Source organism: Sphingomonas yunnanensis (assembly GCF_019898765.1).
GTDB lineage: Bacteria > Pseudomonadota > Alphaproteobacteria > Sphingomonadales > Sphingomonadaceae > Sphingomonas > Sphingomonas yunnanensis.
In genome coordinates this window covers 108,831-131,747 of sequence record NZ_JAIOKB010000004.1, presented here as the reverse complement: position 1 = coordinate 131,747, position 22,917 = coordinate 108,831, and the positions used below count along the sequence as shown (strand labels likewise).

Genomic DNA, 22,917 nt, shown 5'->3' with positions numbered 1-22,917 from the left:
ATGACGCGAGAGGGATGACTCACCTCTCGCGAGAAGAGGCGCGCTTACGCGAGCTTGATCTCGACGTCAACACCGGCGGCGAGGTCGAGCTTCATCAGCGCGTCCACCGTCTGCGGGGTGGGCTGCACGATGTCGAGCATGCGCTTGTAGGTGCGCACCTCGAACTGCTCGCGCGACTTCTTGTCGATGTGCGGGCCACGGTTGACCGTGAACTTCTCGATGCGCGTCGGCAACGGGATGGGGCCACGGATGAGTGCGCCGGTGCGGCGAGCGGTGTCGGCGATGTCGCCGGTCGCCTGATCGAGCACGCGATGATCGAACGCCTTGAGGCGAATGCGGATGTTGCTGTCCATGATCCCTACCAATGCGAAAGAGCGGGGCACTTCCTCCCCCGTCACTCCGGCCGAGACCGAAGCCCTGCTACGCTAGCGCTACGCTGCCACAAGACCCCGGCCGAGACCGGTCTGACGGGACGAGAGCACCTCTTGCTGTTCTCGAACCCAAAGCGAAGGCGCGGCCATAACCGCGCTTCCATAAAAAGGCAACCGCCCGACGCACCATTCGGCGCATCGGGCGGCAGCTTTCGTAACCGACCGGCGAACCGGCCCGATACGGCTTACTTCGAGATGGCGCTCACCACGCCCGCACCCACGGTGCGGCCACCCTCGCGGATGGTGAAGCGCTGGCCGACGTCCATCGCGATCGGCGCGATCAGCTTGATGCCGAGCGCGACGTTGTCGCCGGGCATGACCATCTCGGTGCCCTCCGGCAGCTCGACGGTGCCGGTCACATCCGTGGTACGGAAGTAGAACTGCGGACGATAGTTGGCGAAGAACGGCGTGTGACGGCCACCCTCGTCCTTCGACAGCACGTACACCTCCGACTGGAAGTCGGTGTGCGGCTTGATCGAGCCCGGCTTGCAGAGCACCTGGCCCCGCTCGACCTCGTCGCGGGCGACGCCGCGGATCAGTGCACCGACGTTGTCGCCGGCCTGGCCCTGGTCGAGCAGCTTGCGGAACATCTCGACGCCGGTGACGGTGGTCTTGCGGACGGTCGGGTGGATACCGACGATCTCGACTTCCTCACCGACCTTGACGATGCCCGTCTCGACGCGACCGGTCACGACGGTGCCGCGACCCGAGATCGAGAACACGTCCTCGATCGGCATCATGAACGGCTTGTCGAGCGGACGCTCCGGCTGCGGGATGTACTCGTCGACCGCCTTCATCAGCTCCATGACCGCGTCGGGCCCGAGCTTCTGGTCCGAACCCGACAGGGCGCAGGTCGCCGAACCCTTGATGATCGGAATGTCGTCGCCCGGGAACTCGTACGAGCTGAGCAGCTCGCGGACTTCCAGCTCGACGAGCTCGAGGATCTCCTCGTCGTCGACCAGGTCGACCTTGTTCATGAACACGACCATCGCCGGCACGCCGACCTGACGCGCGAGCAGGATGTGCTCGCGGGTCTGCGGCATCGGGCCGTCGGTGGCCGACACGACCAGGATCGCGCCGTCCATCTGGGCCGCGCCGGTGATCATGTTCTTGACGTAGTCGGCGTGCCCCGGGCAATCGACGTGCGCATAGTGGCGGTTGGCGGTCTCATACTCGACGTGCGCGGTCGAGATGGTGATGCCGCGCTCGCGCTCTTCCGGCGCCTTGTCGATGTTGGCGAAGTCGACCGCCGCGTTGCCCGCGACGTTCTCCGCCAGCACCTTGGTGATGGCGGCCGTCAGCGAGGTCTTGCCATGGTCGACGTGACCGATGGTGCCGATGTTCAGGTGCGGCTTGTTCCGCTCAAACTTAGCCTTAGCCATTGTTTCCCTACCTTCTGATTTCCACTGGAGCCGCACTCAGGACTCGCCGTGAAGGCGGCCCCATAGCGGCTCAATTCGCGTTGCGCAAATCCCTAGCCCTGTCAGGGCCGGAACCGGCGGGCCGAGCCTGCGGCGTCTCGGGGCGGAGTCGCCTCCACCCCGCGCGCCTTACGCCAGCTTCGCCTTGACCTCGTCGGCGACGTTCTGCGGCACCTCGTCATAGTGCGAGAACTGCATCGAGTAGCTCGCACGCCCCTGGGTGAACGAGCGCAGCGAGTTCACGTAGCCGAACATGTTCGCCAGCGGCACCATCGCCGTCACCGCCTGCGCGTTGCCGCGCGTGTCGGTGCCCTGGATCTGGCCGCGACGCGAGTTCATGTCGCCGATGACGTCGCCCAGATAATCCTCGGGGGTGACGACCTCGACCTTCATGACCGGCTCGAGCAGCGTGATGCCGGCCTTCTGGGCCGCCTCGCGCATCGCGCCACGCGCGGTGATCTCGAAGGCCAGTGCCGACGAGTCGACGTCGTGGTACGCGCCGTCGTACAGCACGATATCGAAGTCGATGATCGGGAAGCCAACCAGCGAGCCGGTCGCAGCGGTCTCGCGGAAGCCCTTCTCGATCGCGGGGATATATTCCTTCGGAATGTTACCGCCCTTGACCTCGTCCTTGAAGACGATGCCCGCGCCGCGCTCACCTGGCGTCAGCTTGACCTTCACGCGACCGAACTGACCGGTGCCGCCCGACTGCTTCTTGTGGGTGTAATCGACGTCGACCGGCTTCTTGAGATACTCGCGATACGCCACCTGCGGCGCACCGACGTTGGCCTCGACCTTGAACTCGCGCTTCATGCGGTCGACCAGGATCTCGAGGTGGAGCTCGCCCATCCCCTTGATGATGGTCTGCCCCGACTCGTGATCGGTTGAGACGCGGAACGAGGGGTCCTCGGCGGCCAGGCGGTTGAGCGCGACGCCCATCTTCTCCTGGTCGGCCTTGGTCTTCGGCTCCACTGACAGCTCGATCACCGGCTCCGGGAACTCCATGCGCTCCAGGATGATCGGGTTGGCCGGGTCACACAACGTATCGCCCGTGGTGGTCTCCTTGAGGCCCGCTAGCGCGACGATGTCGCCCGCGCGCGCTTCCTCGATGTCCTCACGCGAGTTCGCGTGCATGAGGAGCATGCGGCCGACCTTCTCCTTCTTGTCCTTCACCGAGTTCATGTAGGTGCCCTTGGTGAGGACGCCCGAGTAGATCCGCGCGAAGGTGAGCGAGCCGACGAACGGATCGTTCATGATCTTGAACGCCAGCGCCGAGAAAGGCGCGGTGTCCGACGAGGGGCGCTCGTCCGGCGTCTCGCCGTCGAGCTTGACGCCCTTGATCGCCGGCACGTCGAGCGGGCTGGGCAGATAGTCGACCACCGCGTCGAGCAGCGGCTGGACCCCCTTGTTCTTGAACGCGGAGCCGCACACCACCGGCACGAACGCCATGCTGAGCGTACCCTTGCGGATCAGCTTCTTGAGCGTAGCCGAGTCGGGCTCGTTGCCCTCGAGATACGCCTCCATGGCGTCATCGTCCTGCTCGACCGCGAGCTCGATCAGCTCGTTGCGATACTTCGCCGCCTTCTCCGCCATGTCGTCCGGAATCGGCTGATACTCGAACTTCGCGCCCAGGCTCTCCTCGAGCCAGATGATCGCGCGGTTCTCGACCAGGTCGACGAGGCCCTTGAAGCCGCCCTCGATACCGATCGGCAGGTACAGCACCGCCGGCTTAGCGCCGAGGCGATCGATGATCGACTGGACGCAGAAGTAGAAGTCGGCGCCGGTGCGATCGAGCTTGTTGACGAAGCACATGCGCGGCACGCCGTACTTGTCGGCCTGGCGCCACACCGTCTCGGACTGCGGCTCCACGCCGGCGACGCCGTCGAAGCACGCGACCGCGCCGTCGAGCACACGAAGCGAGCGCTCCACCTCGATGGTGAAATCGACGTGGCCCGGCGTGTCGATGATGTTGATCAGATGCTCGGGGCCATTCCCCTCCTCGGCCTTCCACTTGCAGGTGGTGGCGGCCGACGTGATCGTGATCCCGCGCTCCTGCTCCTGCTCCATCCAGTCCATCGTCGCGGTGCCCTCGTGGACCTCGCCGATCTTGTAGGACTTGCCGGTGTAATAGAGGATGCGCTCGGTCGTCGTCGTCTTGCCGGCGTCGATGTGCGCCATGATGCCGATGTTACGGTAGAGTTCGAGCGGATGGCTGCGGGCCATGACAGGTGGTCCTTCGGACTAGGGGTCGGACGTGAGACGGTTCGCCTACGGGGCGAGATATTTGAGGAGCGCCAGAGCAGCACCGAACAGCGCGGCACCACCGATCAGCCCCTGAGCGAGAAGCAGCCACGGCGACAGCATCCTGTCACGCTCCAGCTTGAAGCGTTCCGCCTCAAGCTTGTACTGCTCGGCGACCAGCTTGTACTGCTCGGCGCTCAGCTTCTCCGCTTCCGCTCGCAGCTTGCGAGCCTCCGCCTCGATCCGCGCCGTTTCCCGGTTCAGTTCGTCGACGGAGGGATCGGGTGCAGTCGCCATCTCTCGGCCTCCTGCACCCGATATAGTCGCTTACCAGCGATAATGCGAGAAGGCGCGGTTCGCCTCGGCCATGCGGTGCGTATCCTCGCGCTTCTTCACCGCGTTGCCGCGGTTGTTCGCGGCGTCGAGCAGCTCGCCTGAAAGACGTGCCGACATGGTGTTCTCGCTGCGGCCGCGCGCTGCGGTGATCAGCCAGCGGATCGCCAGCGCCTGCGCGCGCTCCGGACGGACCTCGACCGGGACCTGGTAGGTCGCACCGCCGACGCGGCGGCTGCGGACCTCGATACCCGGCTTGATGTTGTTCAGCGCGTCGTGGAACACGCCGATCGGCTCGCGCTTGGCGCGGGTCTCGACGGTCTCCATCGCCGAATAGACGATGCCTTCCGCGACCGACTTCTTGCCGTCGTACATCACGGAGTTCATGAACTTGGAGAGAACCTCATCCCCGTACACGGGGTCAGGCAGGATTTCCCGCTTCTCGGGACGACGACGACGCGCCATGTGGATTTCCTTCTTAGATCAACCGAGCCGCTTGCGGCTCCGGGTCCCGGCCTGCGCCGAGTTGACGTACCGGGCGGCCAGGCGCCGCCCTCCGGTCACTTCGGCCGCTTGGCGCCGTACTTCGAGCGCGACTGGCGACGGTCCTTGACGCCCTGTGTGTCGAGCACGCCGCGCAGCACGTGGTAGCGCACGCCCGGAAGGTCGCGCACACGGCCGCCGCGGATCAGCACCACCGAGTGCTCCTGCAGGTTGTGGCCCTCACCCGGGATGTAGCTGATGACCTCGCGCTGGTTGGTCAGGCGGACCTTGGCCACCTTGCGCAGCGCCGAGTTCGGCTTCTTCGGGGTCGTCGTGTAAACACGGGTGCAGACACCGCGCTTCTGCGGGTTCTGCTCCATCGCAGGGACCTTGGACTTGGCCTTCTGCGGCTCGCGGCCCTTGCGGACCAGCTGGTTGATCGTCGGCATGAAGCCTTCACCTTATCTGGAGGTTACTTTGCTGGAGCCCTGACAAGACTTGGAATACGAAAAGGACCGTGCGGCAGCCGATCTCGGCGGCCTCGGGCCCTTGATGCATCCAGCAATGTTCAAGCTGCCGGGCAGAAATTGCATTCCACCCGAACGGAGGCGCCTATACGCGCGCCGGGCTCGTCGGTCAATCGCCCGCCGTCCCGCTCACTTGAGCGGGTCGTGCCCCCAGTTCATCAGCGAGTAGCGCCAGTCAGAATGTTCCTTGTCCTTCGCCGGTCCGCCCTGAGCGAGGTGGCGGTGAACGTAGCCGACCACCTTCTTCATGTGCGCATAATCGTCGTCGCTGAGGTCGGCCTTCTTGGTCCGCTTGAGCTCGACGATGCGGCGGCCGGAGCGATGGCCGACGCTCTCGCCGCCGCCCTTCCCATCCTCACCCTTCCAGCCGACGCGCTTGCTGTCGTCGCTGTCGAGGAAGCGCTCCAGCTCGGCCGGGCTCATATTGACCGCCGCGTTAAAGTCTTTGGCGATCCGGTCGTGATCGTCGCTCTGCGCGGCCATGTCATTCTCCTTGCGCGGTGAAAGCGCGAGGAGAACGAAGGGTTTCATTTCACCTCGACGCCACCTTTCACCACCGTCACAGGGTGCTCCAGCACCGAGACGTCGTGCAGCGGGTCGCCGCGCACCGCGACCAGGTCGCCGTAATGTCCGACCGCGATCGCGCCGACGTCGCTCTCACGCCCCAGCGCGCGCGCGGCGCTGGTGGTGGCGGCGCGGATCGCGTCGAGCGGGGTCATGCCCCACTCCACCATCTTGGCGAACTGCTTGGCATTGTCGCCGTGCGGATAGACGCCCGCGTCGGTGCCGAAGGTCATCGCCACGCCCATGCGGAAGGCGCGCTGGAAGGTCTGGCGCTGCTTGAGCCCGATCACCCGCTCCTTGTCGAGGCTCTCCTGCTCGGTGCCGTTCTTGGTGCCCGTCGCGAGGATATAATCGTCGTTGTAGATATCCATGTCGAACCAGGTCTTGTGCTCGATCGCGAGCTTCATCGCCTCGTCGGAGGCGAGGCTGACATGCTCGATCGTGTCGATGCCGGCGCGGATCGCGGCCTTGATCCCCTCGTCGCCGTGCGCGTGCGCCGCCACCTTGAGATGAAGCATGTGCGCCTCGTCGGCGATCGCGCGCATCTCCTCCTCGCTGAGCTGCTGCCCGCCGACCGAGTCGCCGAGCGAGAAGACGCCGCCGGTGGCGCAGATCTTGATCACCTCGGCGCCATATTTGTGCAGCCAGCGCACTTTGGCGCGCGCTTCCTCGGGCGAGTTGATCACCGAGGGCAGCTTCTTGTCGTAGGACGGCGGCAGCGCGTTGTCGTCGCAATGGCCGCCCGTCGCGCCGATGGCGTAGCCCGCGGGCACGATGCGGGGGCCGATCACCCAGCCGCCGTCGATCGCCTCCTTGAGCCCGATGTCCTGGAAGTCCCCCGCGCCGACGTTGCGCACCGTGGTGAAGCCGGCGCGCAGCGTCTTGGCGGCATTGGCGACGCTCACCGCACCCCAGAAGCTGTCGGTATATTTCAGCGTCTGATAGCCGCCGATCTCGGCGAGGCTCGTGAGGTGGACATGCATGTCGATCAGCCCGGGGACGAGCGTGACGTCGCCGAGGTCGACCCGGCGCGCGCCGGCGGGAATCGCGGGCCGGCTCGCCCCGCCGGCGGCGACCGCCGCGATCCGCCCGTCGGTGACGACGATCACCGGGTCGGACACGATCGCGCCCTTGTCGACGTCGAGCATCCGCGCCGCCGTGACGACCACGGTCTCGGCGCTCGCCGATGCAGAACCGGCGAGCGCGACGAGAGCCGCGGCGACGCGCGGCAGGATGGTCAGTCTCATGTAAATTCCCCCTTCTTTCCCGGGACGATGGCCGAGTTGCGCCGGGGAAGGAAGAGGGCTTTCGCGGGTCGCGCCGTCAGTCGCGGAGCCGCTCGCTGAGAAAGGCGATCAGCGCCTCGACGCGCGCCGGGCGCAGCGCGCTCGGCGGGGTGAGGAGGTGCAGACCGATCGGCGCGGGTGCCCAGTCGGGCAGGATCTCGACCACGCGCCCGGCCGCGATCCCGGCGCCGACGATGAAGCCCGGCAGTCGGGCGATGCCGAGCCCCGCCTCCAGCGCGGGTACCAGCGCATCGCCGCTGTTCGCCGCGAGCGGGCCCTGCGCCTTGACCGAGACCTCGCCGCCTTCGCGCGAGCGAAATCGCCACGGGCCGGTGAGATTGGTGTAGCCCAGCAGCCGATGCTCGCCGAGCTGCGACGGGTGAGTCGGCGTGCCGTGCGCCGCCAGATACGCGGGCGCGGCGACGACGTGGGACGTGATCGTGCAGAGGCGACGCGCGCGCAGCGAACTGTCGGGCAGGTCGGCGATCCGCAACGCGACGTCGAAGCCCTCGGCGACGATGTCGACCCGCGAGTCGGCGAGGTGGAGCTCGATCTCGATCGCGGGGTGCGCCGCGAGGAAGTCGGCGACGACGGGGGCGACATGCTTGAGCCCGAAGGTCATCGGCGCCGCCAGTCGCACTCGACCGGCTGGTGCGCGCGCGCCGTCGCGCGCCGCCTCCTCGGCGGCATGCGCCTCCGCCACGATCCGCGCGGCGTGCTCGGCGAGCGGGCGCCCCGCCTCGGTCAGCGCGAGCCGGCGCGAGGTGCGATGGAACAGAGACACCTGCAGCTGCGCTTCCAGCCGCGACACGCCCTTGGAGACCGTCGCCTTGCTCAGCCCGATCGCGTCCGCCGCCGCGCTGAACGAGCGGTGCTCGGCCACCGCCGCGAAGATCGCCCAGGCCTCGAGATCGGGGAGCCGCATCGCCTCCCGGCCTAGAGCCCGAAACGATCCGTTTCAATCGGGCGCGTTCCGTCGCGACCTCCGCTTACCTAGGTTGATCGCACCCCAGCGCGTCACCGACGCGCGCCCTGCCCTAACCCGCACCAGGAGCCACTGACATGACCAAGGTTCTCGTCCTCTATTATTCGTCCTACGGCCATATCGAGAAGATGGCCGACGCGGTCGCGGAGGGCGCGCGCGCCGGTGGCGCCGAGGTCGACATCCGCCGCGTCGCGGAGACCGCCCCCGCCGAGGTCGTCGCCGCGGCCGGCTTCAAGACCGACACAGCGCATCCGGAGATCGAGGGCCCCGACGCGCTCGCCGGCTATGACGCGATCGTCGTCGGTGCGCCGACCCGCTACGGCCGCATGCCCAGCCAGATGGCGGCCTTCTGGGACACCACCGGCGGTCTGTGGATGAAGGGCGCGCTCGTCGGCAAGGTCGGCGGCGCCTTCACCTCGACCGCGAGCCAGCACGGCGGCCAGGAGACCACGCTCTTCTCGATCATCACCAACCTGCTCCACCACGGCATGACGATCGTCGGGCTCGACTACGGTTACCAGGGCCAGATGGGCGTCAAGGAAGTGCACGGCGGGACGCCCTACGGCGCCTCGACCCTGGCCGACGGCGACGGTAGCCGCCAGCCGAGCCAGGTCGACCTCGACGGCGCGCGCTACCAGGGCAAGCGCATCGCCGAGACGGCAGCCAAGCTGAAGGGCTGACCGGCGAGCGGACGAGATTTCCCGCACGATGATCATCATCCCGGCCGTGCGCCGGGATCCGTGGTCCCGCGAACGCAACGGCTTCGACTTTCGCGGTGACATGGATCCCGGCGCTAGGCCGGGATGACGGGCGTTTGTACTGGGCGCCGAAGGTTAAAGCGCCTCGCCTCTGTGAGCAGCCGCGTCAACGAGAGCCATGTAACGGGAACTCCCGAACCCACCTTACCCCGCGGTCGACTCGCGCTCGATCAGCTCATAGTCGACCAGCTCGTCCTCGGCCTCGGCGAGCTCGCCGCGGCGGCCCGCGCGGATCAGCATCTCCGCGGCGCGATAGGCCATAAGCTGGATCGGCTGGCGCACGGTCGTGAGCGCGGGCGAGATCAGCGACGCCATCGTCGTGTCGTCGAACCCGGTCACCGCCAGGTCGCGCGGCAGCCGCAGCCCGCGGCGATGCGCCTCGCCGATCACCCCCGCCGCCATGTCGTCGTTGCTGCACATGATCGCGCTCGGACGATCGGCGGGCGACAGCAGCGCCGAGCCGGCGGCGATACCCGATTCATGGTCGAACCGGCCCTCGAAAAGCAGCCGCGCGTTCGCCGTGATCCCTGCCGCGGCGAGCGCATCGTGATAACCGTGGATCCGGTCGGCGCTGTCGGAATGGTTCGGCGGGCCTGACACGAGCGCGATGCGATAATGGCCGCGATCGATCAGGCGCCGGGTCAGCGCGCGCATCGCCGCGCGATTGTCGATCCTGACGGTGGCGGTGCCCGGCAGCGTCGCGCCGGTCGCGATCGCGGCGGCAGGCACGCCGAGCGCGTCCACCACGCCCGCCTCGCTCAGCAGCTCGGCGAAGGGCGGGATCAGCAGCAGCGCGTCCGCCCCGCCGCGCACCAGCGCGCGCGCCGCCGCCTCCGCCGCCTCGTGGGTGAGCCGCTGCTCCTCGCGTAACAGCAGTTGGAGCCCGTGCGCGTTGGTGGCGCGCAGCGAGCCCGTGAGGATGGCGTCGAGGAAGGGCGTGCGTGCGCCGCTGTAGATCAGCCCCACCGTCGTGGCGCGCGCGCGCGCGAGCAGCCGGGCGCTGACATTGGGGACATAGCCCAGCTCGTCGATCGCGGCGCGCACCGCGGCGACCGTCGCCGGGGCGGCGCGGCCGGCGCCGTTGATGACGTTCGAGACCGTCATCGGCGACACGCCGGCGCGCGCCGCGACCGCGCGCATCGTGACCCCGCGCTCGCCGCGCCGCTCGCTCATCGCGCGCGGCCGGTCACGGGCGGGCGCCGCATCGGCTCAGCCGCCGGGCGCGGGGTGGCACGTCGTCAGATCAGCCCCGCCTTCTTGGCGCTCACCGCATGGTCCGCCGCGCGAGCGGTCAGCGCCATGAAGGTGAGCGAGGGGTTGATGCACGAGATCGAGGCCATCTGCGCGCCGTCGGTGACGAACAGGTTGGGCGCGTCATGTGCCTGGCTGAAGCCGTTGAGCACCGAGGCGCGCGGGTCGCGACCCATGCGCGCGCCACCCATCTCGTGGATCGCGTCGCCCGGGACGTGCTCGTCCTCGCTGCTGCGAACGTTGCGCAGCCCGGCCTTCTTGAGCATCTCCTCACCCTGAACGCGCGCGTCGGCCATCATCTTCAGCTCATTCTCGCGGAAGCGCACGTCGAAGCGCATCAGCGGGACGCCGAAGCGGTCGACCTTGTCGGCGTGGAGCGAGACGTGATTGTCCTCGTACGGCAGGCACTCGCCGAACGCGCCCATCGAGAACTGCCACGGACCGTACTGGCGCATCCCCTGCTTCATCGCCGCGCCGAAGCCCTGCGGCTTGGCCGGGTCGCGCCGCGCGCTGCCCTGGTAGCCGTAGCCGCGCTTGAAGCCGAGCCCCTCGTCGCCGTTGTTGTTGCGGAAGCGCGGGATGTAGACGCCGCCGGGGCGACGGCCATATTCGATATATTCGTCCATCCCCGGGATCTCGCCGGAGATGTTGACGCGGAAGATGTGATCCATGACGTAGCGGCCGAGCGTGCCGCTATTGTCGAAGTAGCTCTTGGTGCTGCCCGGCGCACGCGAGTTCATCAGGATCTGCGTCGAGGCCATCGCCGAGGCGCAGAGGAAGACGATGTCGGCGTTGACGGTCTCGGCCTGCCCGGTCTTGGCGTCGACGAAGCGCACGCCCGTCACGCGCTTGCGCTGCGGGTCATATTCGAGGTTGGTCACCACCGCGTCCGAGCGTAGCGTGAAGCGCCCGGTGGCGCGCGCCGCCGGCAGCGTCACCGCCTGGGTCGAGAAATAGGCACCGAACGAGCAGCCGCGACCGCATTGGTTGCGCACCTGGCACTTGCTGCGGTTCTGGTCGGGCTTGTCCTCGGTCATGTTGGACAGGCGCGTGTTGATCAGCTTGCGCCCGGGGAACGAGCCCTCGAGCCGCTGCTTGAACCACTTCTCCGCGACGTTCATCGGCATCGGCGGCTGAAACTGGCTGTCCGGCAGATAGGGCAGGTTCTCGTGCGAGCCCGACACGCCGATATATTTCTCGACGTAATCGTACCACGGCGACACGTCGTCGTAGCGGATCGGCCAGTCGCCGCCGACATTCTCCTTCTTGTTCGCCTCGAAGTCGGCCGGGCTCCAGCGGAAGCACCAGCGGCCCCAGATCAGCGACTTGCCGCCGACCGCGGCGGGGCGGATCCAGTAGAATTTGCTGCCCTCATCGTAGGCATAGGGGTTCAGCCGGTCGTTGTTGTAATATTTCTGCGTGCTCGGCGAGACATAGCCGTGCGTGGTGATGAAATAGTCGCTCTTCACCAGCTCCGGCGGCATGTTGTCGCGGGCCGGGATCTCGTATGCGGGCTTGCCGTCATAGGTATAATCGGTCTGATGCTCGACCATGATGCCACGGTCGAGCATCAGGACGCGCATGCCCTTCTCGGTCAGCTCCTTGGCGGCGAAGCCGCCGCTGACGCCGGAGCCGATGACGATCGCGTCGTATTTGTTGGTAGCTGCCATGATCCCCTCCCGGGATGAGTGTCGTCAGAAACGCAGCTTGCGCAGCGTCTGGAAGCTGGTGGTGATGTCGGGGATGTAGGGCGCGGGCGACTCGTCGTTCTCGACGTAGAAATGCTTCACGCCGGCCATGCTGTTGAGCTTGAACAGCTTGGCGAAATCGATCGTGCCGAGCCCAACCGAGGTCATGTTGCCGTCGGGGCGCTGGTCCTTGACGTGATAGGCGTAGATCCGCCCCGCCATGCGCTTGATCAGCGCAGCGGCGTCCTCACCGGCGTGGATCGCCCAGTAGAGGTCGATTTCGACCTTTACCAGCTTGGGATCGGTCGCCTTAATGAAGCGGTCATAAAGGCTGACGCCATCCGGCTTGGTGGTGAATTCGAAATCGTGGTTGTGATAGGCGAAGCCCAGCCCGTTCTGCGCCAGCTCGCGCGCGAACTTGTTGAAGTTCGGCAGCGCCGCCTCCCACCCCTCGGCGGTGCGATGCTCCGGCGTCATGAACGGCAGCACGATCGTGTCGGCGCCCAGCGTCTTCGCCATCTTCACGCTGTCGTCGAACTTGTTCAGCAGCAGGTCGTAGCCGACGTGGATCGACGGCGAGGTCAGGCCCAACCGGTCCATGGTCTTGCGCAGCATGGCGTGATCCATGCTGTCATAGCCACCGCCGCCGTACTCGACCTCGCGATAACCGATCTTCGCGATCTGCGCGAGCGTGGCGACCGGGTCCTTCTGGAAGAGCTCGCGGACGGTGTAGAGCTGGATGCCCACCTTGCCGAGCTGCGCGGCCGACGCGGGCAGCGCGCCCGCGACACCGAGGGCGGCGAGACCGGCGCTGCCGGCCAGGAACGTGCGACGATCCGTCATCATGAGGAATAGACCTTGTTGACCTTGGAGTAGAGGAAGGCGCCGTCATACTGGCCGGGCACCGGCAGATACTCGCGCTCCTGCGTGATGCCGATCTCGGACGTGTAATAGCCGATGACCACCATCTGGCGAAACGGCTCGAAGAAGGCCGCACCGCCCGGGATCGTGTCGTTCATCGCCAGCGTCAGCAGCGCGTCCTGCTGCGCCGGGGTGACCGCGGCGGCGCTCTTCTTAAAGTCGGCGCGACTGCGCGCCTCGATCGCGTCGAGCCCGGCGATGATCGGGACGCGGTCGCCCGGCTCGGACCAGTCGGCGAGCAGTTTCTCGATATATTGCGGCACCTCCGCGGCGATGGCGCCGGGCGTGTCGGTCGTCGGGATCACGCGGTCGCTCAGCGCGGCCATCAGCGCCTTCTGCGCCGGCGTGAACACCTGCACCGAGGGCGGGCCGGTGTTGATCACCCCGAACGCCTGCTGCGAGGCGGCTCCCGCGGCGCGCGCGATGGGGGCGAAGAGTTGGCTGCCGAACATCGCGACGATGCCCGCGAGCGCGTCTCTGCGGTCGATCACTTGGTTTCTCCGTTCCGTGCGCCCGCGCGGGCGCCGCTGCTCGTGTTGGTCATGCTTCCTCCCCTGCGACCCGATCGATCGCGCGATAGGCGGCGATCAGCCGCTCCTCGCCCGCGCGCCCCTCGCGCGCATTGCCGTGCTCCATGCCGATCACGCCGGCGTAGCGCTTGTCGCGCAGCCAGCGGACGACGTTGGCGTAATTGATCTCGCCCGTGCCCGGCTCGTTGCGGCCGGGATTGTCGCCGAACTGGATGTAGCCGATCTCGTCCCAGCAGGTGGCGAGCGAGTTGATCAAATTCCCCGACTGGATCTGCTCGTGGTAGCAGTCGGCCAGGATCTTGATCCCCGGATTGTTCACCCCGCGCGCCACGGCATAGCCGGCCGACCAGCTCTGCATGTAGACGTGCGGGTGGTTCACCCGCGTGTTGAGCGGCTCCATCACCAGCACCAGCCCGTGCGGCGCGACGATGTCGCCGGCGCGGCGCATCAGGTCGATCACGCGCGCGGTCTGGATCTCCATCGGTACGCGCGGGTCGAGGAAGCCGGTGACGACGGTGGCGCGTTGCGTGTCGAGGCGCTTGGCCACCTCGATCGAGGCGCGCACGTCGGCGAGGAAGGCCTCGCGTTCGGCGCCGTCGTCGCTGCCGAAGATCGGGCGGAACTCCGACCATCGCGGCATGCTCGCGACGAACACGCCCATCGCCATGCCGCGCTGCTGCAATGCCTTCGCCATCGCTTCCTGCTGCGCGACCGGCCGGGCCCTCGCCTCATTGTCCTCCCAGGCGCGGAAGCCCTGGTCGGCGGCGAAGGCGATCTGCTCGAGCAGGCCGCCGCGGCTCTTGAAGCTGCCCTCGTGCGGCGCGAAGCCGAGCGAGAAGCGCGCCGCGTTGGACGTCGCCCCGCGCTGCGCCGCTGCCGCGGACGTCGCCAGCGGCAGCGCCGCCCCGGCGGCGATCAGCGAGCGGCGCGTCGGCGTCACGCGATGTCGCCACGCGCGAGCGTGGCGCCGCGCGCGCGCCGCTCGGCCAGCCAGATGCCGCCGAACACGAAGAGCAGCACCACCGGGAACAGCGCCAGCTTGGCGAAGGACTGCGACGCCGCCGCATCCTCGACCTGGCGCAGCGCGGCGCCGGTCAGCTGCTTGAACGCCTCCGGCCCGCCGGCGATCGCCACCTTGGCCTCGTCGAACATCCCGCCGAGCAGCGGCAGCACGAAGAAGCTCGCCAGCGCACCGGCCGAGCCGACCAGCCCGATCGCCCAGGCACCGCCGCGCGGGTAGCGCTCGGCGACCGAGGCCAGCATGGTGGGCCACATCGCGCAGACCCCGAGACCCCAGACAGTCGAGGCGAGGATCGCCGCGACCGGCGACTGCGCCAGCGACAGCAGGAACAGACCGATGCCCGCGAGCAGGCTCGAGATCCACAGCAGGCCGGGGTTGGACAGGCGGTTCGCGAGCCGCCCCGCGAAGTGGCGAAACACGAACATCAGCGCGCTGACATAGACCAGCAGCAGGATGCCGCGCATGCCGACGCGGTTGGTCAGCGCGACGTCGAGCCACTGGCCCGGCGCGAGCTCGGACGAGGCGGTGAGGAACATCGCGCCGAACCAGACGAAGAAGCTCGGGCGGCGGAACACTTCACCGATCATGTCGCCGAAGCCGGCGCCCTCCACCTCGGCCGGGGGCGCCGGGAAGGTGGTGGTGGCCGCGATCACGACCACGCCGACGGCCGGGATCAGCACCGAGCCCATGATCGCCTGCCAGGGCAGCACGTCGGCGAGGAACACGCCGGCGAGGCCGCCGATGATCAGCCCGCCCGGATACCAGGCGTGCAGCACGTTGAGCCGGTGCGTCGTCTCGTCCGGGTAGAGCCGCGCGGTGAGCGGGTTGATCGAGGCCTCCGCGAGGCCCCAGCCGATCCCGCTCAGCAGCATGCCGAACCAGACGAGATTGTAGACCGCCATGCCGGTGGCGAGATGCCCGGCGCCGACGATCAGCCCGGTGCCGAGCAGGAAGCAGATGCCGCAGCCGATCAGCACGCGCTTGGCGCCGATCTTGTCGAGCAGGGCGCTGACGATGAACACCGTGATCGCGAAGCCGAGGAAGGCGGAACCGAGCGCCGCGCCGATCAGTTCACCCGCCTGCACGGGCGCGATAGGATCGATCCATTCCGCCTTCAGACTGCTCGCGACCGCGGCGCGCAACGACGCGCTGATCGCGGCGGTGGCCAGTGCCAGCACGCCGAGCCAGAATAATCGGCTTCGGTTCACTCCTGCCTGCTCCACTCGGTCCTCTCCCTTTTTTCTCTGTCGTTATCGTAGGCGGTGCGGGATCAGCCGAGGCCGAGCAGGCGACGGTTGGCGCTCGGATCGCTGCCGCCGGCGAAATCGTCGAAAGCGTGCTCGGGACGTCGGATCATGTGCGCCTCGATGAACGGCGCTCCCTCGCGTGCGCCGTCCTGCGGGTGCTTGAGCGCGCATTCCCACTCCAGCACCGCCCAGCCCGAGTAATCGTACTGGGTGAGCTTGGAGAAGATGCCGCCGAAATCGACCTGCCCGTCGCCGAGCGAGCGGAAGCGGCCAGGGCGATCGACCCAGTCCGAGTAGCTGCCGTACACGCCCGCGCGCCCGGTCGGGTTGAGCTCCGCGTCCTTGACGTGAAACATCTTGATGCGCTCGTGATAGATGTCGATGAACTGGAGATAGTCCATCGCCTGCAGCACCATGTGGCTGGGGTCGTAGAGGATGTTGGCGCGCTGGTGACCGTCGACCTTGTCGAGGAAGCGCTCGAAGGTGACGCCGTCGTGCAGGTCCTCGCCGGGGTGCAGCTCGAAACAGAGGTCGATCCCCTCTTCCTCGAAGGCGTCGAGGATCGGGGTCCAGCGCCGGCCCAGCTCGGCGAACGCCTCTTCCACCAGCCCGGCGGGACGTTGCGGCCAGGGATAGACGAAGCCCCAGACAAAGGCGCCCGAGAAGGTCGCGTGCGCGCTCAGCCCGAGGCGACGGCTCGCCTTGGCGGCGAGCCGCAGCCGCTCGACCGCCCACTTCTGGCGCTCGGCCGGCTTGCCGCGCAGCTCGGGCGGCGCGAAGCCGTCGAACAGCTCGTCATAGGCGGGATGGACCGCGACGAGCTGCCCCTGAAGGTGAGTCGACAGCTCGGTGATCTCCACCCCCGCCTCGCGGCAGCGGCCGATCAGCTCGTCGGCATAGGTCTGGCTCTCAGCGGCGCGCTCCAGGTCGATGCAGCGCGCGTCCCACGTCGGGATCTGCACGCCGGCATAGCCCGCCTCCGCCATCCAGCGCGCGGCGCTGTCGAGCGTGTCGAAGGGCGCCTCACCCATGAACTGGGCGAGGAACACTCCCGGCCCGCGCATCGCCGCCGCGCCGCTCACTTGAGCGTCTTGAGATAGGCGATGACGGCGGCGCGCTTCGTCGGGTCGGCCATGCCGATCGGCATGCGCGTCCCCGGCACCTTCTTGCTCGGCCCGGCGATGAACTCGCTCAGCGACTTCTCGTCCCAGGTCAGCTTCGATGCCTTGAGCGCGGCCGAATAGTTGAAGCCAGGCGCGGTGCCGGCGGGACGGCCGACGACGCCGTAGAGGTTCGGACCGATGCGGTTGGGACCGCCCTTCTCGACCGTGTGGCAGGCCTTGCACGCAGCGAAGGCCGGCGGCGTGGCGGCCTGGGCCGCCAAGGGCGCGGGCATCAGGGCGATCGCCGCGGCAGCGACGACCGGAAGAGCGGCTAGTCCGGCGATCAGCTTCATCGCGACTCTCTCCAATTGGTTGTTTGTCGTATGTTTAGCGCTAAACAAGCGGGGATCAACCCGCTTGGTGACGCTGCGTCACGGTGGGACAATGCGACGGGAGAGATGAACTATGGCGCAACGGCAAGCACTTCGGCTCGCGATGCTGGGCGGCGGCGAGGGCGCCTTCATCGGCGCGGTCCACCGCATGGCGGCGGGCGTCGACGGCGACTGGCGGCTGGTCGCGGGCGCCTTCAGCAGCGACGCCGCGCGCAACACGCGCAGCGGCGAGTCGCTAGGGCTCGACCCGGCGCGGGTCTACGCCACGTTCGAGGACCTGCTCGCCGCCGAGCGCGCGTTGCCCGAGGACGAGCGAGTCGACGCCGTCGCGATCGTGACGCCGAACCATCTCCACGCGCCGATGTCGATCGCCGCGCTCGACGCTGGCTTCCACGTCATCTGCGAGAAGCCGATGTCGCTCAACCTGGAGGAAGCCAAGGCCATCGCCGCCGCGGTGGAGCGGAGCGGACGCCACTATGCGCTCGCCTTCACTTACAGCGGCTACCCGCTGGTGGAGGAGGCGCGCGCGCGTGTCGAGCGCGGCGACTTCGGCGCGATCCGGCTGGTGCAGGTGGAATATTCGCAGGGCTGGCTGGCGCGCGCGATCGACCGCGACGGCAACAAGCAGGCCGAGTGGCGCACCGATCCGGCGCGCGCCGGCCTCGGCGGCTGCCTCGGCGACATCGGCACCCATGCCTTCCAGCTCGCCGAGCACGTCTCCGGGCTGAAGGTGAAGTCGCTCTGCGCCGAGCTGACCACGCACGTGGCCGGCCGCCGCCTCGATGACGACGTCAGCGTGCTGCTGCGCTTCGCGGGCGGCGCGCGCGGCGTGCTCAAGGCCAGCCAGGTCGCGGCGGGGGACGAGAACGGCCTGCGGCTGCGCGTCCACGGCGAACTGGGCGGGCTCGACTGGGCGCAGATGGAGCCCAACACGCTGACGCTGCGCTGGCTCGACAAGCCAGTCGAGGTTCTGCGCACGGGCGGCCCGGCGCTGAGCGAGGGCGCCGCGGCCCGGACGCGCACGCCGGCCGGCCACCCGGAGGGCTATATCGAGGCCTTCGCCAACATCTACCGCGGCTTCGCCGCCGCGATCCGCGCGGCGTCACCGGCGATGTGGTATCCCGGCGTGGACGACGGCGTGCGCACCATGGCGTTCGTGGAGGCGGTGGTCGCCAACGCGCAGTCCGACGTGAAGTGGAGCGCGCTGGGGGAGGTCTGAACCGTGCTCCTGCGGACGCAGGAGCCCAGGGCCGCGGACCTTACCCCTCGTTGCCCTGGGCTCCTGCGTTCGCCGGAGCAATGTCAGTCCGGCCGTGATATCGCCTGAGGCGGGAAAGGGGGCGGGGCGCGACCTTCAAGCCAACGACGCCGTCGAGCGACCTACTGCCCCCCCCGCTTCGGCTCAGGGCTTGGCGGGCGGCTCGGCGCCGAGCGCCTTGTTGTCCTTGGCCGCGGGATCGACCGAGGGCGCGCCCGAGGCCGGCGTGCCGGTGTTCGACAGGTCGGCAGTGTCGCCCTTCGCGCTCTCGGTAACGTTGGCAACGGCCTGGTCACCCGCCGCCGGCGCCGCGCCAGCCGCGGGTGCCGCGGGCAGCGGCAGGTTCGAACCCTGCTGGTTCAGATAGGCGATGACGTTGGCGCGGTCCTGCGGGTTGCCCAGGCCGGCGAAGGTCATCTTGGTGCCATTGGCGAACTTGCGCGGGCTGGTGAGCCAGGCGTTCATCTTATCGAAGTCCCAGGTGCCACCGACCGACTTGAGCGCGTCCGAGAAAGCGAAGCCGCCCTTCCCCTGCGCGATCCCCTCGCCCAGCGTCGCGTACAGGTTCGGGCCGATGCCGTTGGCACCACCCTGGTTGATCGTGTGGCAGGCGGCGCACTTCTTGAAGACCTCGGCGCCCTTGGCCGGATCGGCGCTGCCGAGCAGCGCGGCGATCGGCACCTCGGCCGCGGCACCACCGCCGCCCGCCTCCTCGACACCCTCGATCGCATAGCCCATCTTCTCCGGGCGCTCGCCGTGAAAGACCTGGCTGCCGACGATCGAGAGCCCCAGCGCGACTCCGGCACCCGCCAAGACCCAGCCGAAAATCGTGTTGCTACGATCGTCCATGTCGCCCGTGTGCCCCTCTCTAATTAGGTCGACCCATAGAAAAGCCGCCACCGCACCGCAAGCGCTTGAGCGGCGCGCCGCGCTCTTCTACGCGCCGGAACCGAGATGGACAGCTACGCCGCCCCCGCTTTACCGATCGTCGAACGCCTGACCGAGGCCGCCGCGCGCGCGCCCGGGGACGCCGTCGCCTTCCAGGGCGCGCCCGGCGCCAACAGCCATGTCGCGGTGCGCGAGGCCCTTCCCGACGCGCTCCCGCTGCCCTGCTTCAGCTTCGACGACGCGCTCGACGCGGTGAAGCAGGGACGCGCCGCGCGCGCGCTGATCCCGATCGAGAATTCGCTGCACGGCCGCGTCGCCGACATCCACTTCCTGCTGCCGGAGTCCGGCCTGGTGATCATCGGCGAGCATTTCCTGCCGATCCGCCACGCGCTGATCGGCCTCGGCCCGCGCGACGCGGTGACCAGCGCGATGAGCCATCCCCAGGCGCTCGGCCAGTGCCGTCACTGGCTCAAGGCGCACGGCATCGCGCCGGTGAGCTACCCGGACACGGCTGGCGCCGCCGCGGTGGTGGCCGAGCTGCGCGACCCCAGCGTCGCCGCGCTCGCCCCGCCCGGCGCGGCGGCGATCTACGGGCTCGAACTGCTCGCCACCGACATCGCCGACGCCGACCACAACATGACCCGCTTCGTCACGTTGGCGCGCGAGGGCATACCGCTCGAGGGCGAGGGACCGTGGATGACGACCTTCATCTTCGCGGTGAAGAACGTGCCCGCGGCGTTGTACAAGGCGATGGGCGGCTTCGCGACGAACGGCGTCAACATGACCAAGCTGGAGAGCTACCAGCGCGGCGGCAGCTTCGCCGCGACCGAATTCTACGCCGACGTCGAGGGGCGACCGGGCGAGCCCGGCTTCGACCGCGCGATGGCCGAACTGGGTTTCCACGCCAAGCACCTGCGCGTGCTCGGTTCCTACCGTCAGGCGCGCAGACGCGGCTGACCGCGCCCTTGCGCGCGCCGCGCCCGGTCCTATCGTGCGGCGCGACGACCATGGGTGGGGACCGACGCGTGATGAAGACCTTGCTGCTGGCCGGCGCCGCGCTCACCGCCGTCGCGGCGTTGCCCTCCTGGGCCCAGGCCGCTCCGCAGCCGCCGCGCGCCGTGAAGAAGCCGCACCAGATCACCTCGCCCAACGGCACGCGCGAGGACGATTATTACTGGCTGCGCGATGATAGCCGCAAGAACCCTGAGATGCTCGCCTATCTCGCCGCCGAGAACGCCTACGCGGACGCCACGCTGGCATCGCTCAAGCCGCTACAGGAGAGACTGTACGCCGAGACGGTGAGCCATATCAAACAGGACGACAGCAGCGTCCCCTATCGTGAGCGCGGCTATTACTATCAGACCCGCTTCACGCCGGGCGCCGACTATCCCATCGTCGAGCGCCGCAAGGGTGCGCCCGACGCGACCGCGGAGGTGCTGTTCGACCAGCCCGCGATGGCGAAGGGGCATAGTTTCTTCGCGCTGAGCGACTGGTCGGTGAGCCAGGACAACCGGTTGGTGGCCTATGCGGAGGACACCGTCGGCCGACGGCAATATGTGCTCCAGGTCAAGGACCTTTCCACCGGACAGCTGCTGCCGGACACGATCACCAACGTCGAGCCCAACCTCGTCTGGGCCGACGACAACCGCACGCTCTTCTACATCGCCAAGGATCCGGTGACGCTGCGCGGCTATCGCGTGATGGCGCACGTGCTCGGCACGCCGGTGAGCGCCGATCGCCTCGTCTACGAGGAGAAGGACGACACCTTTCAGATGGGGATCAGCCGTACCAGCGACGATCGCTTCCTCTGCATCGGCGTGTCCGCCACGGTGAGCGACGAGCAGCGCTGCGCGCGCGCCGCGGCGCCGACCCGGTTCGAACTGGTGGCGCCGCGCGCGCGCGAGTTCCGCTACGGCGCGGATCACATGGGTGACCGCTGGATCATCCGCACCAACCGCGACGCGCGCAACTACAAGCTCGTCACCGTCGCGGACGGGGAGCTCGCCCGCGGCGTCACCGCCTGGCGTGACCTGACGCCGGCGAGCGACAGCGTCTTCATCGAGGACTTCAAGCCGTTCCGCGGCTTCATCGCGCTCGACCAGCGTGAGGGCGGCAACCGCATGATCCGCCTGCTGAGCGATCGCCGCTCGGCACCGGTGAAGGCCGACGAGCCGGCCTATCAGATGGAGCTGGCGGTCAACGCCGAGCCCGACACCGACTGGGTGCGCTACACATACGCCTCGCTCGTGACGCCGACGACCACCTATGAGGTCAACGCGAGGACAGGCGAGCGGCGCGTACTCAAGGTCGCGCCTGTGCCCGGCTACGACTCGTCCAACTACGTCACCGAGCGAGTGTGGGCGACCGCGCGCGACGGCACCAAGGTCCCGGTCTCGGTGGTGTACCGCAAGGGCGTGAGGCGCGACGGCACCGCGCCGCTCTTCCAATATGCCTATGGCAGCTACGGCCTGTCGATGGATCCGGCGGTCGACCCGGCGCGGATCGCGATGCTCGATCGCGGCGTGGTCTACGCGCTCGCCCATATCCGCGGTGGCCAGGAGATGGGGCGCGGCTGGTACGACGACGGCCATCTGCTGCACAAGAAGAACAGCTTCACCGACTTCGTCGACGTCACCCGCTACCTTGTCGCGCAGAAATATGCCGCGCCGGGCCGGGTGGCGGCGATGGGCGGCAGCGCGGGCGGCCTGCTGATGGGCGCGGTCGCCAACATGGCGCCGCAGGATTACGCGCTGATCATCGCGCAGGTGCCGTTCGTCGACGTGGTGACGACGATGCTCGACTCCTCGATCCCGCTGACCACCTTCGAATATGACGAATGGGGCAACCCCGCGCAGAAGCCCTATTACGATTACATGCTGAGCTACTCGCCCTACGACAATGTCGCGGCAAAGGCCTATCCGGCGATGTATGTCAGCACCGGGCTGTGGGACAGCCAGGTGCAATATTACGAGCCGACCAAATGGGTCGCGCGGCTGCGCGAGCTGAAGACCGGCGACGCGCCTTTGGTCTATCGCGTCAACATGGAGGCGGGACACGGCGGCAAGTCGGGGCGGTTCGAGCGCTACCGCCAGGGTGCGGAGTGGCAGGCGTTCGCGCTGCAGCGGTTGAAGGTGCCGGACTGAGGGAAGACGGTTGCGTTCCGCCCGATCCGCTGCGTCTCGCCTGCCGAGGCGGTGGCGGGTTGGTTCACGCGGTGACACGGAGACGCGAAGAAGGGTGGTCCACGCGGAGGCGCGGCGACGCGGAGGTGTACCGTTTGGGACGAGCGTCGCCCCTGACAACAGGATGGTGGTGGCATTCTGTCCCGTGCTCCTGCGCGAGCAGGAGCCCAGTGCCACACACTCCATCGAAGGTTGTTCTGCTTGGCCCTGGGTTCCGGCTTTCGCCGGAACACGGCGAGGGGACGCGTGAGTCGAGCAACCTTGAAGCGCTCCTGACAAGAGAGCGCCGTCGCCCAGCCCACCGTCGAACGCGCTCGCAGCAGCCACTTGAACAGGCGCTACGGGCCTTCTTCACCTCGCCGCGCCTCAACGTCTCCGCGTGAACCACCCTTCTTCGCGTCTCCGCG

At 68.1% G+C, this 22,917-nt stretch carries 22 protein-coding genes; 4 read left to right on the top strand and 18 right to left on the bottom strand.

Annotated elements, in window-relative coordinates:
- Positions 1 to 44: 44 nt before the first annotated feature.
- The 9 genes from rpsJ to K7957_RS12670 all read right to left on the bottom strand — a co-directional run bounded on the left by rpsJ (position 45) and on the right by K7957_RS12670 (position 8,211).
- Positions 45 to 353 (bottom strand): 30S ribosomal protein S10, encoded by a 309-nt coding sequence (rpsJ, locus tag K7957_RS12710; RefSeq protein ID WP_007406109.1) that lies wholly within the window; start codon positions 351 to 353, stop codon positions 45 to 47.
- A gap of 263 nt (positions 354 to 616) precedes the next feature.
- Complete coding sequence (tuf, locus tag K7957_RS12705) at positions 617 to 1,813, bottom strand: elongation factor Tu (RefSeq protein WP_219753906.1); 1,197 nt, start codon at positions 1,811 to 1,813, stop codon at positions 617 to 619.
- 168 nt (positions 1,814 to 1,981) lie between these two features.
- A complete protein-coding gene (gene fusA / locus K7957_RS12700) occupies positions 1,982 to 4,075 on the bottom strand; it encodes an elongation factor G (protein WP_223012381.1) in 2,094 nt (697 codons plus the stop codon).
- Positions 4,076 to 4,120: 45 nt separating this feature from the next.
- On the bottom strand, positions 4,121 to 4,390 hold the full coding sequence (locus K7957_RS12695) for a hypothetical protein (protein WP_223012380.1): 270 nt from the start codon (positions 4,388 to 4,390) through the stop codon (positions 4,121 to 4,123).
- Positions 4,391 to 4,420: 30 nt separating this feature from the next.
- A complete protein-coding gene (gene rpsG, locus K7957_RS12690) occupies positions 4,421 to 4,891 on the bottom strand; it encodes a 30S ribosomal protein S7 (protein WP_219753909.1) in 471 nt (156 codons plus the stop codon).
- A 95-nt stretch (positions 4,892 to 4,986) separates the two neighbouring features.
- A complete protein-coding gene (rpsL, locus tag K7957_RS12685; RefSeq protein ID WP_029936467.1) occupies positions 4,987 to 5,358 on the bottom strand; it encodes a 30S ribosomal protein S12 in 372 nt (123 codons plus the stop codon).
- A 207-nt stretch (positions 5,359 to 5,565) separates the two neighbouring features.
- Positions 5,566 to 5,919, bottom strand: a complete 354-nt coding sequence (locus tag K7957_RS12680; RefSeq protein WP_246617059.1) for a DUF3140 domain-containing protein — start codon at positions 5,917 to 5,919, stop codon at positions 5,566 to 5,568.
- A 44-nt stretch (positions 5,920 to 5,963) separates the two neighbouring features.
- Positions 5,964 to 7,247 (bottom strand): Xaa-Pro dipeptidase, encoded by a 1,284-nt coding sequence (locus K7957_RS12675; protein WP_223012378.1) that lies wholly within the window; start codon positions 7,245 to 7,247, stop codon positions 5,964 to 5,966.
- A 76-nt stretch (positions 7,248 to 7,323) separates the two neighbouring features.
- On the bottom strand, positions 7,324 to 8,211 hold the full coding sequence (locus K7957_RS12670; RefSeq protein WP_223012377.1) for a LysR family transcriptional regulator: 888 nt from the start codon (positions 8,209 to 8,211) through the stop codon (positions 7,324 to 7,326).
- A 137-nt stretch (positions 8,212 to 8,348) separates the two neighbouring features.
- Here K7957_RS12670 and wrbA point away from each other — a divergent pair, with 137 nt between their 5' ends.
- Positions 8,349 to 8,951: an NAD(P)H:quinone oxidoreductase gene (gene wrbA, locus K7957_RS12665; protein ID WP_223012376.1), complete on the top strand. Its 603-nt coding sequence runs from the start codon at positions 8,349 to 8,351 to the stop codon at positions 8,949 to 8,951.
- Positions 8,952 to 9,173: 222 nt separating this feature from the next.
- On the opposite strand, the gene K7957_RS12660 is transcribed toward wrbA, so the two are convergent.
- From K7957_RS12660 to K7957_RS12625, 8 genes are all read right to left on the bottom strand, one after another.
- A complete protein-coding gene (locus tag K7957_RS12660) occupies positions 9,174 to 10,202 on the bottom strand; it encodes a LacI family DNA-binding transcriptional regulator (RefSeq protein ID WP_223012375.1) in 1,029 nt (342 codons plus the stop codon).
- 65 nt (positions 10,203 to 10,267) lie between these two features.
- Positions 10,268 to 11,950 (bottom strand): GMC family oxidoreductase, encoded by a 1,683-nt coding sequence (locus K7957_RS12655; protein WP_223012374.1) that lies wholly within the window; start codon positions 11,948 to 11,950, stop codon positions 10,268 to 10,270.
- 24 nt (positions 11,951 to 11,974) lie between these two features.
- Positions 11,975 to 12,814, bottom strand: a complete 840-nt coding sequence (locus tag K7957_RS12650; protein ID WP_223012373.1) for a sugar phosphate isomerase/epimerase family protein — start codon at positions 12,812 to 12,814, stop codon at positions 11,975 to 11,977.
- Positions 12,811 to 13,380, bottom strand: coding sequence for a gluconate 2-dehydrogenase subunit 3 family protein (locus K7957_RS12645; protein WP_223012372.1), 570 nt, complete (start codon positions 13,378 to 13,380; stop codon positions 12,811 to 12,813). The genes K7957_RS12650 and K7957_RS12645 overlap by 4 nt, the downstream gene beginning before the upstream one ends.
- 49 nt (positions 13,381 to 13,429) lie before the next feature.
- Positions 13,430 to 14,359 carry a hydroxypyruvate isomerase family protein gene (locus K7957_RS12640; protein ID WP_223012371.1) on the bottom strand — a complete coding sequence of 310 codons (930 nt, stop codon included), beginning with the start codon at positions 14,357 to 14,359 and terminating at the stop codon, positions 13,430 to 13,432.
- Positions 14,356 to 15,648, bottom strand: coding sequence for an MFS transporter (locus K7957_RS12635; RefSeq protein ID WP_343228401.1), 1,293 nt, complete (start codon positions 15,646 to 15,648; stop codon positions 14,356 to 14,358). The genes K7957_RS12640 and K7957_RS12635 overlap by 4 nt, the downstream gene beginning before the upstream one ends.
- Before the next feature lie 62 nt (positions 15,649 to 15,710).
- On the bottom strand, positions 15,711 to 16,751 hold the full coding sequence (locus K7957_RS12630) for a sugar phosphate isomerase/epimerase family protein (RefSeq protein ID WP_223012586.1): 1,041 nt from the start codon (positions 16,749 to 16,751) through the stop codon (positions 15,711 to 15,713).
- A 14-nt stretch (positions 16,752 to 16,765) separates the two neighbouring features.
- On the bottom strand, positions 16,766 to 17,143 hold the full coding sequence (locus K7957_RS12625) for a c-type cytochrome (protein WP_183942629.1): 378 nt from the start codon (positions 17,141 to 17,143) through the stop codon (positions 16,766 to 16,768).
- Between the two features lie 112 nt (positions 17,144 to 17,255).
- On the opposite strand from K7957_RS12625, the gene K7957_RS12620 reads away from it, so the two are divergent.
- On the top strand, positions 17,256 to 18,401 hold the full coding sequence (locus K7957_RS12620) for a Gfo/Idh/MocA family protein (protein ID WP_223012369.1): 1,146 nt from the start codon (positions 17,256 to 17,258) through the stop codon (positions 18,399 to 18,401).
- A 183-nt stretch (positions 18,402 to 18,584) separates the two neighbouring features.
- Here the strand turns inward: K7957_RS12620 and K7957_RS12615 are convergent, their stop codons facing one another.
- Complete coding sequence (locus K7957_RS12615; protein ID WP_223012368.1) at positions 18,585 to 19,289, bottom strand: c-type cytochrome; 705 nt, start codon at positions 19,287 to 19,289, stop codon at positions 18,585 to 18,587.
- A gap of 105 nt (positions 19,290 to 19,394) precedes the next feature.
- Here K7957_RS12615 and K7957_RS12610 point away from each other — a divergent pair, with 105 nt between their 5' ends.
- Together K7957_RS12610 and K7957_RS12605 are read left to right on the top strand one after the other, a co-directional pair.
- The gene (locus tag K7957_RS12610) at positions 19,395 to 20,285 is read left to right on the top strand and encodes a prephenate dehydratase (RefSeq protein WP_223012367.1); all 891 of its coding nucleotides are present in this window, start codon (positions 19,395 to 19,397) and stop codon (positions 20,283 to 20,285) included.
- 71 nt (positions 20,286 to 20,356) lie between these two features.
- Positions 20,357 to 22,471: a S9 family peptidase gene (locus tag K7957_RS12605; protein ID WP_223012366.1), complete on the top strand. Its 2,115-nt coding sequence runs from the start codon at positions 20,357 to 20,359 to the stop codon at positions 22,469 to 22,471.
- Positions 22,472 to 22,917: the final 446 nt, after the last annotated feature.

Bases quoted from the DNA above. Each gene is read 5' to 3' on its own strand.
- K7957_RS12625 (WP_183942629.1), bottom strand. From the start codon at position 17,143: ATGAAGCTGATCGCCGGACTAGCCGCTCTTCCGGTCGTCGCTGCCGCG.
- K7957_RS12670 (WP_223012377.1), bottom strand. From the start codon at position 8,211: ATGCGGCTCCCCGATCTCGAGGCCTGGGCGATCTTCGCGGCGGTGGCC.
- rpsJ (WP_007406109.1), bottom strand. From the start codon at position 353: ATGGACAGCAACATCCGCATTCGCCTCAAGGCGTTCGATCATCGCGTG.
- K7957_RS12605 (WP_223012366.1), top strand. From the start codon at position 20,357: ATGAAGACCTTGCTGCTGGCCGGCGCCGCGCTCACCGCCGTCGCGGCG.
- K7957_RS12650 (WP_223012373.1), bottom strand. From the start codon at position 12,814: ATGATGACGGATCGTCGCACGTTCCTGGCCGGCAGCGCCGGTCTCGCC.
- fusA (WP_223012381.1), bottom strand. From the start codon at position 4,075: ATGGCCCGCAGCCATCCGCTCGAACTCTACCGTAACATCGGCATCATG.
- K7957_RS12660 (WP_223012375.1), bottom strand. From the start codon at position 10,202: ATGAGCGAGCGGCGCGGCGAGCGCGGGGTCACGATGCGCGCGGTCGCG.
- wrbA (WP_223012376.1), top strand. From the start codon at position 8,349: ATGACCAAGGTTCTCGTCCTCTATTATTCGTCCTACGGCCATATCGAG.
- K7957_RS12675 (WP_223012378.1), bottom strand. From the start codon at position 7,247: ATGAGACTGACCATCCTGCCGCGCGTCGCCGCGGCTCTCGTCGCGCTC.
- K7957_RS12630 (WP_223012586.1), bottom strand. From the start codon at position 16,751: ATGCGCGGGCCGGGAGTGTTCCTCGCCCAGTTCATGGGTGAGGCGCCC.
- rpsG (WP_219753909.1), bottom strand. From the start codon at position 4,891: ATGGCGCGTCGTCGTCGTCCCGAGAAGCGGGAAATCCTGCCTGACCCC.
- tuf (WP_219753906.1), bottom strand. From the start codon at position 1,813: ATGGCTAAGGCTAAGTTTGAGCGGAACAAGCCGCACCTGAACATCGGC.
- K7957_RS12680 (WP_246617059.1), bottom strand. From the start codon at position 5,919: ATGGCCGCGCAGAGCGACGATCACGACCGGATCGCCAAAGACTTTAAC.
- rpsL (WP_029936467.1), bottom strand. From the start codon at position 5,358: ATGCCGACGATCAACCAGCTGGTCCGCAAGGGCCGCGAGCCGCAGAAG.
- K7957_RS12620 (WP_223012369.1), top strand. From the start codon at position 17,256: ATGGCGCAACGGCAAGCACTTCGGCTCGCGATGCTGGGCGGCGGCGAG.
- K7957_RS12610 (WP_223012367.1), top strand. From the start codon at position 19,395: ATGGACAGCTACGCCGCCCCCGCTTTACCGATCGTCGAACGCCTGACC.
- K7957_RS12695 (WP_223012380.1), bottom strand. From the start codon at position 4,390: ATGGCGACTGCACCCGATCCCTCCGTCGACGAACTGAACCGGGAAACG.
- K7957_RS12615 (WP_223012368.1), bottom strand. From the start codon at position 19,289: ATGGACGATCGTAGCAACACGATTTTCGGCTGGGTCTTGGCGGGTGCC.
- K7957_RS12655 (WP_223012374.1), bottom strand. From the start codon at position 11,950: ATGGCAGCTACCAACAAATACGACGCGATCGTCATCGGCTCCGGCGTC.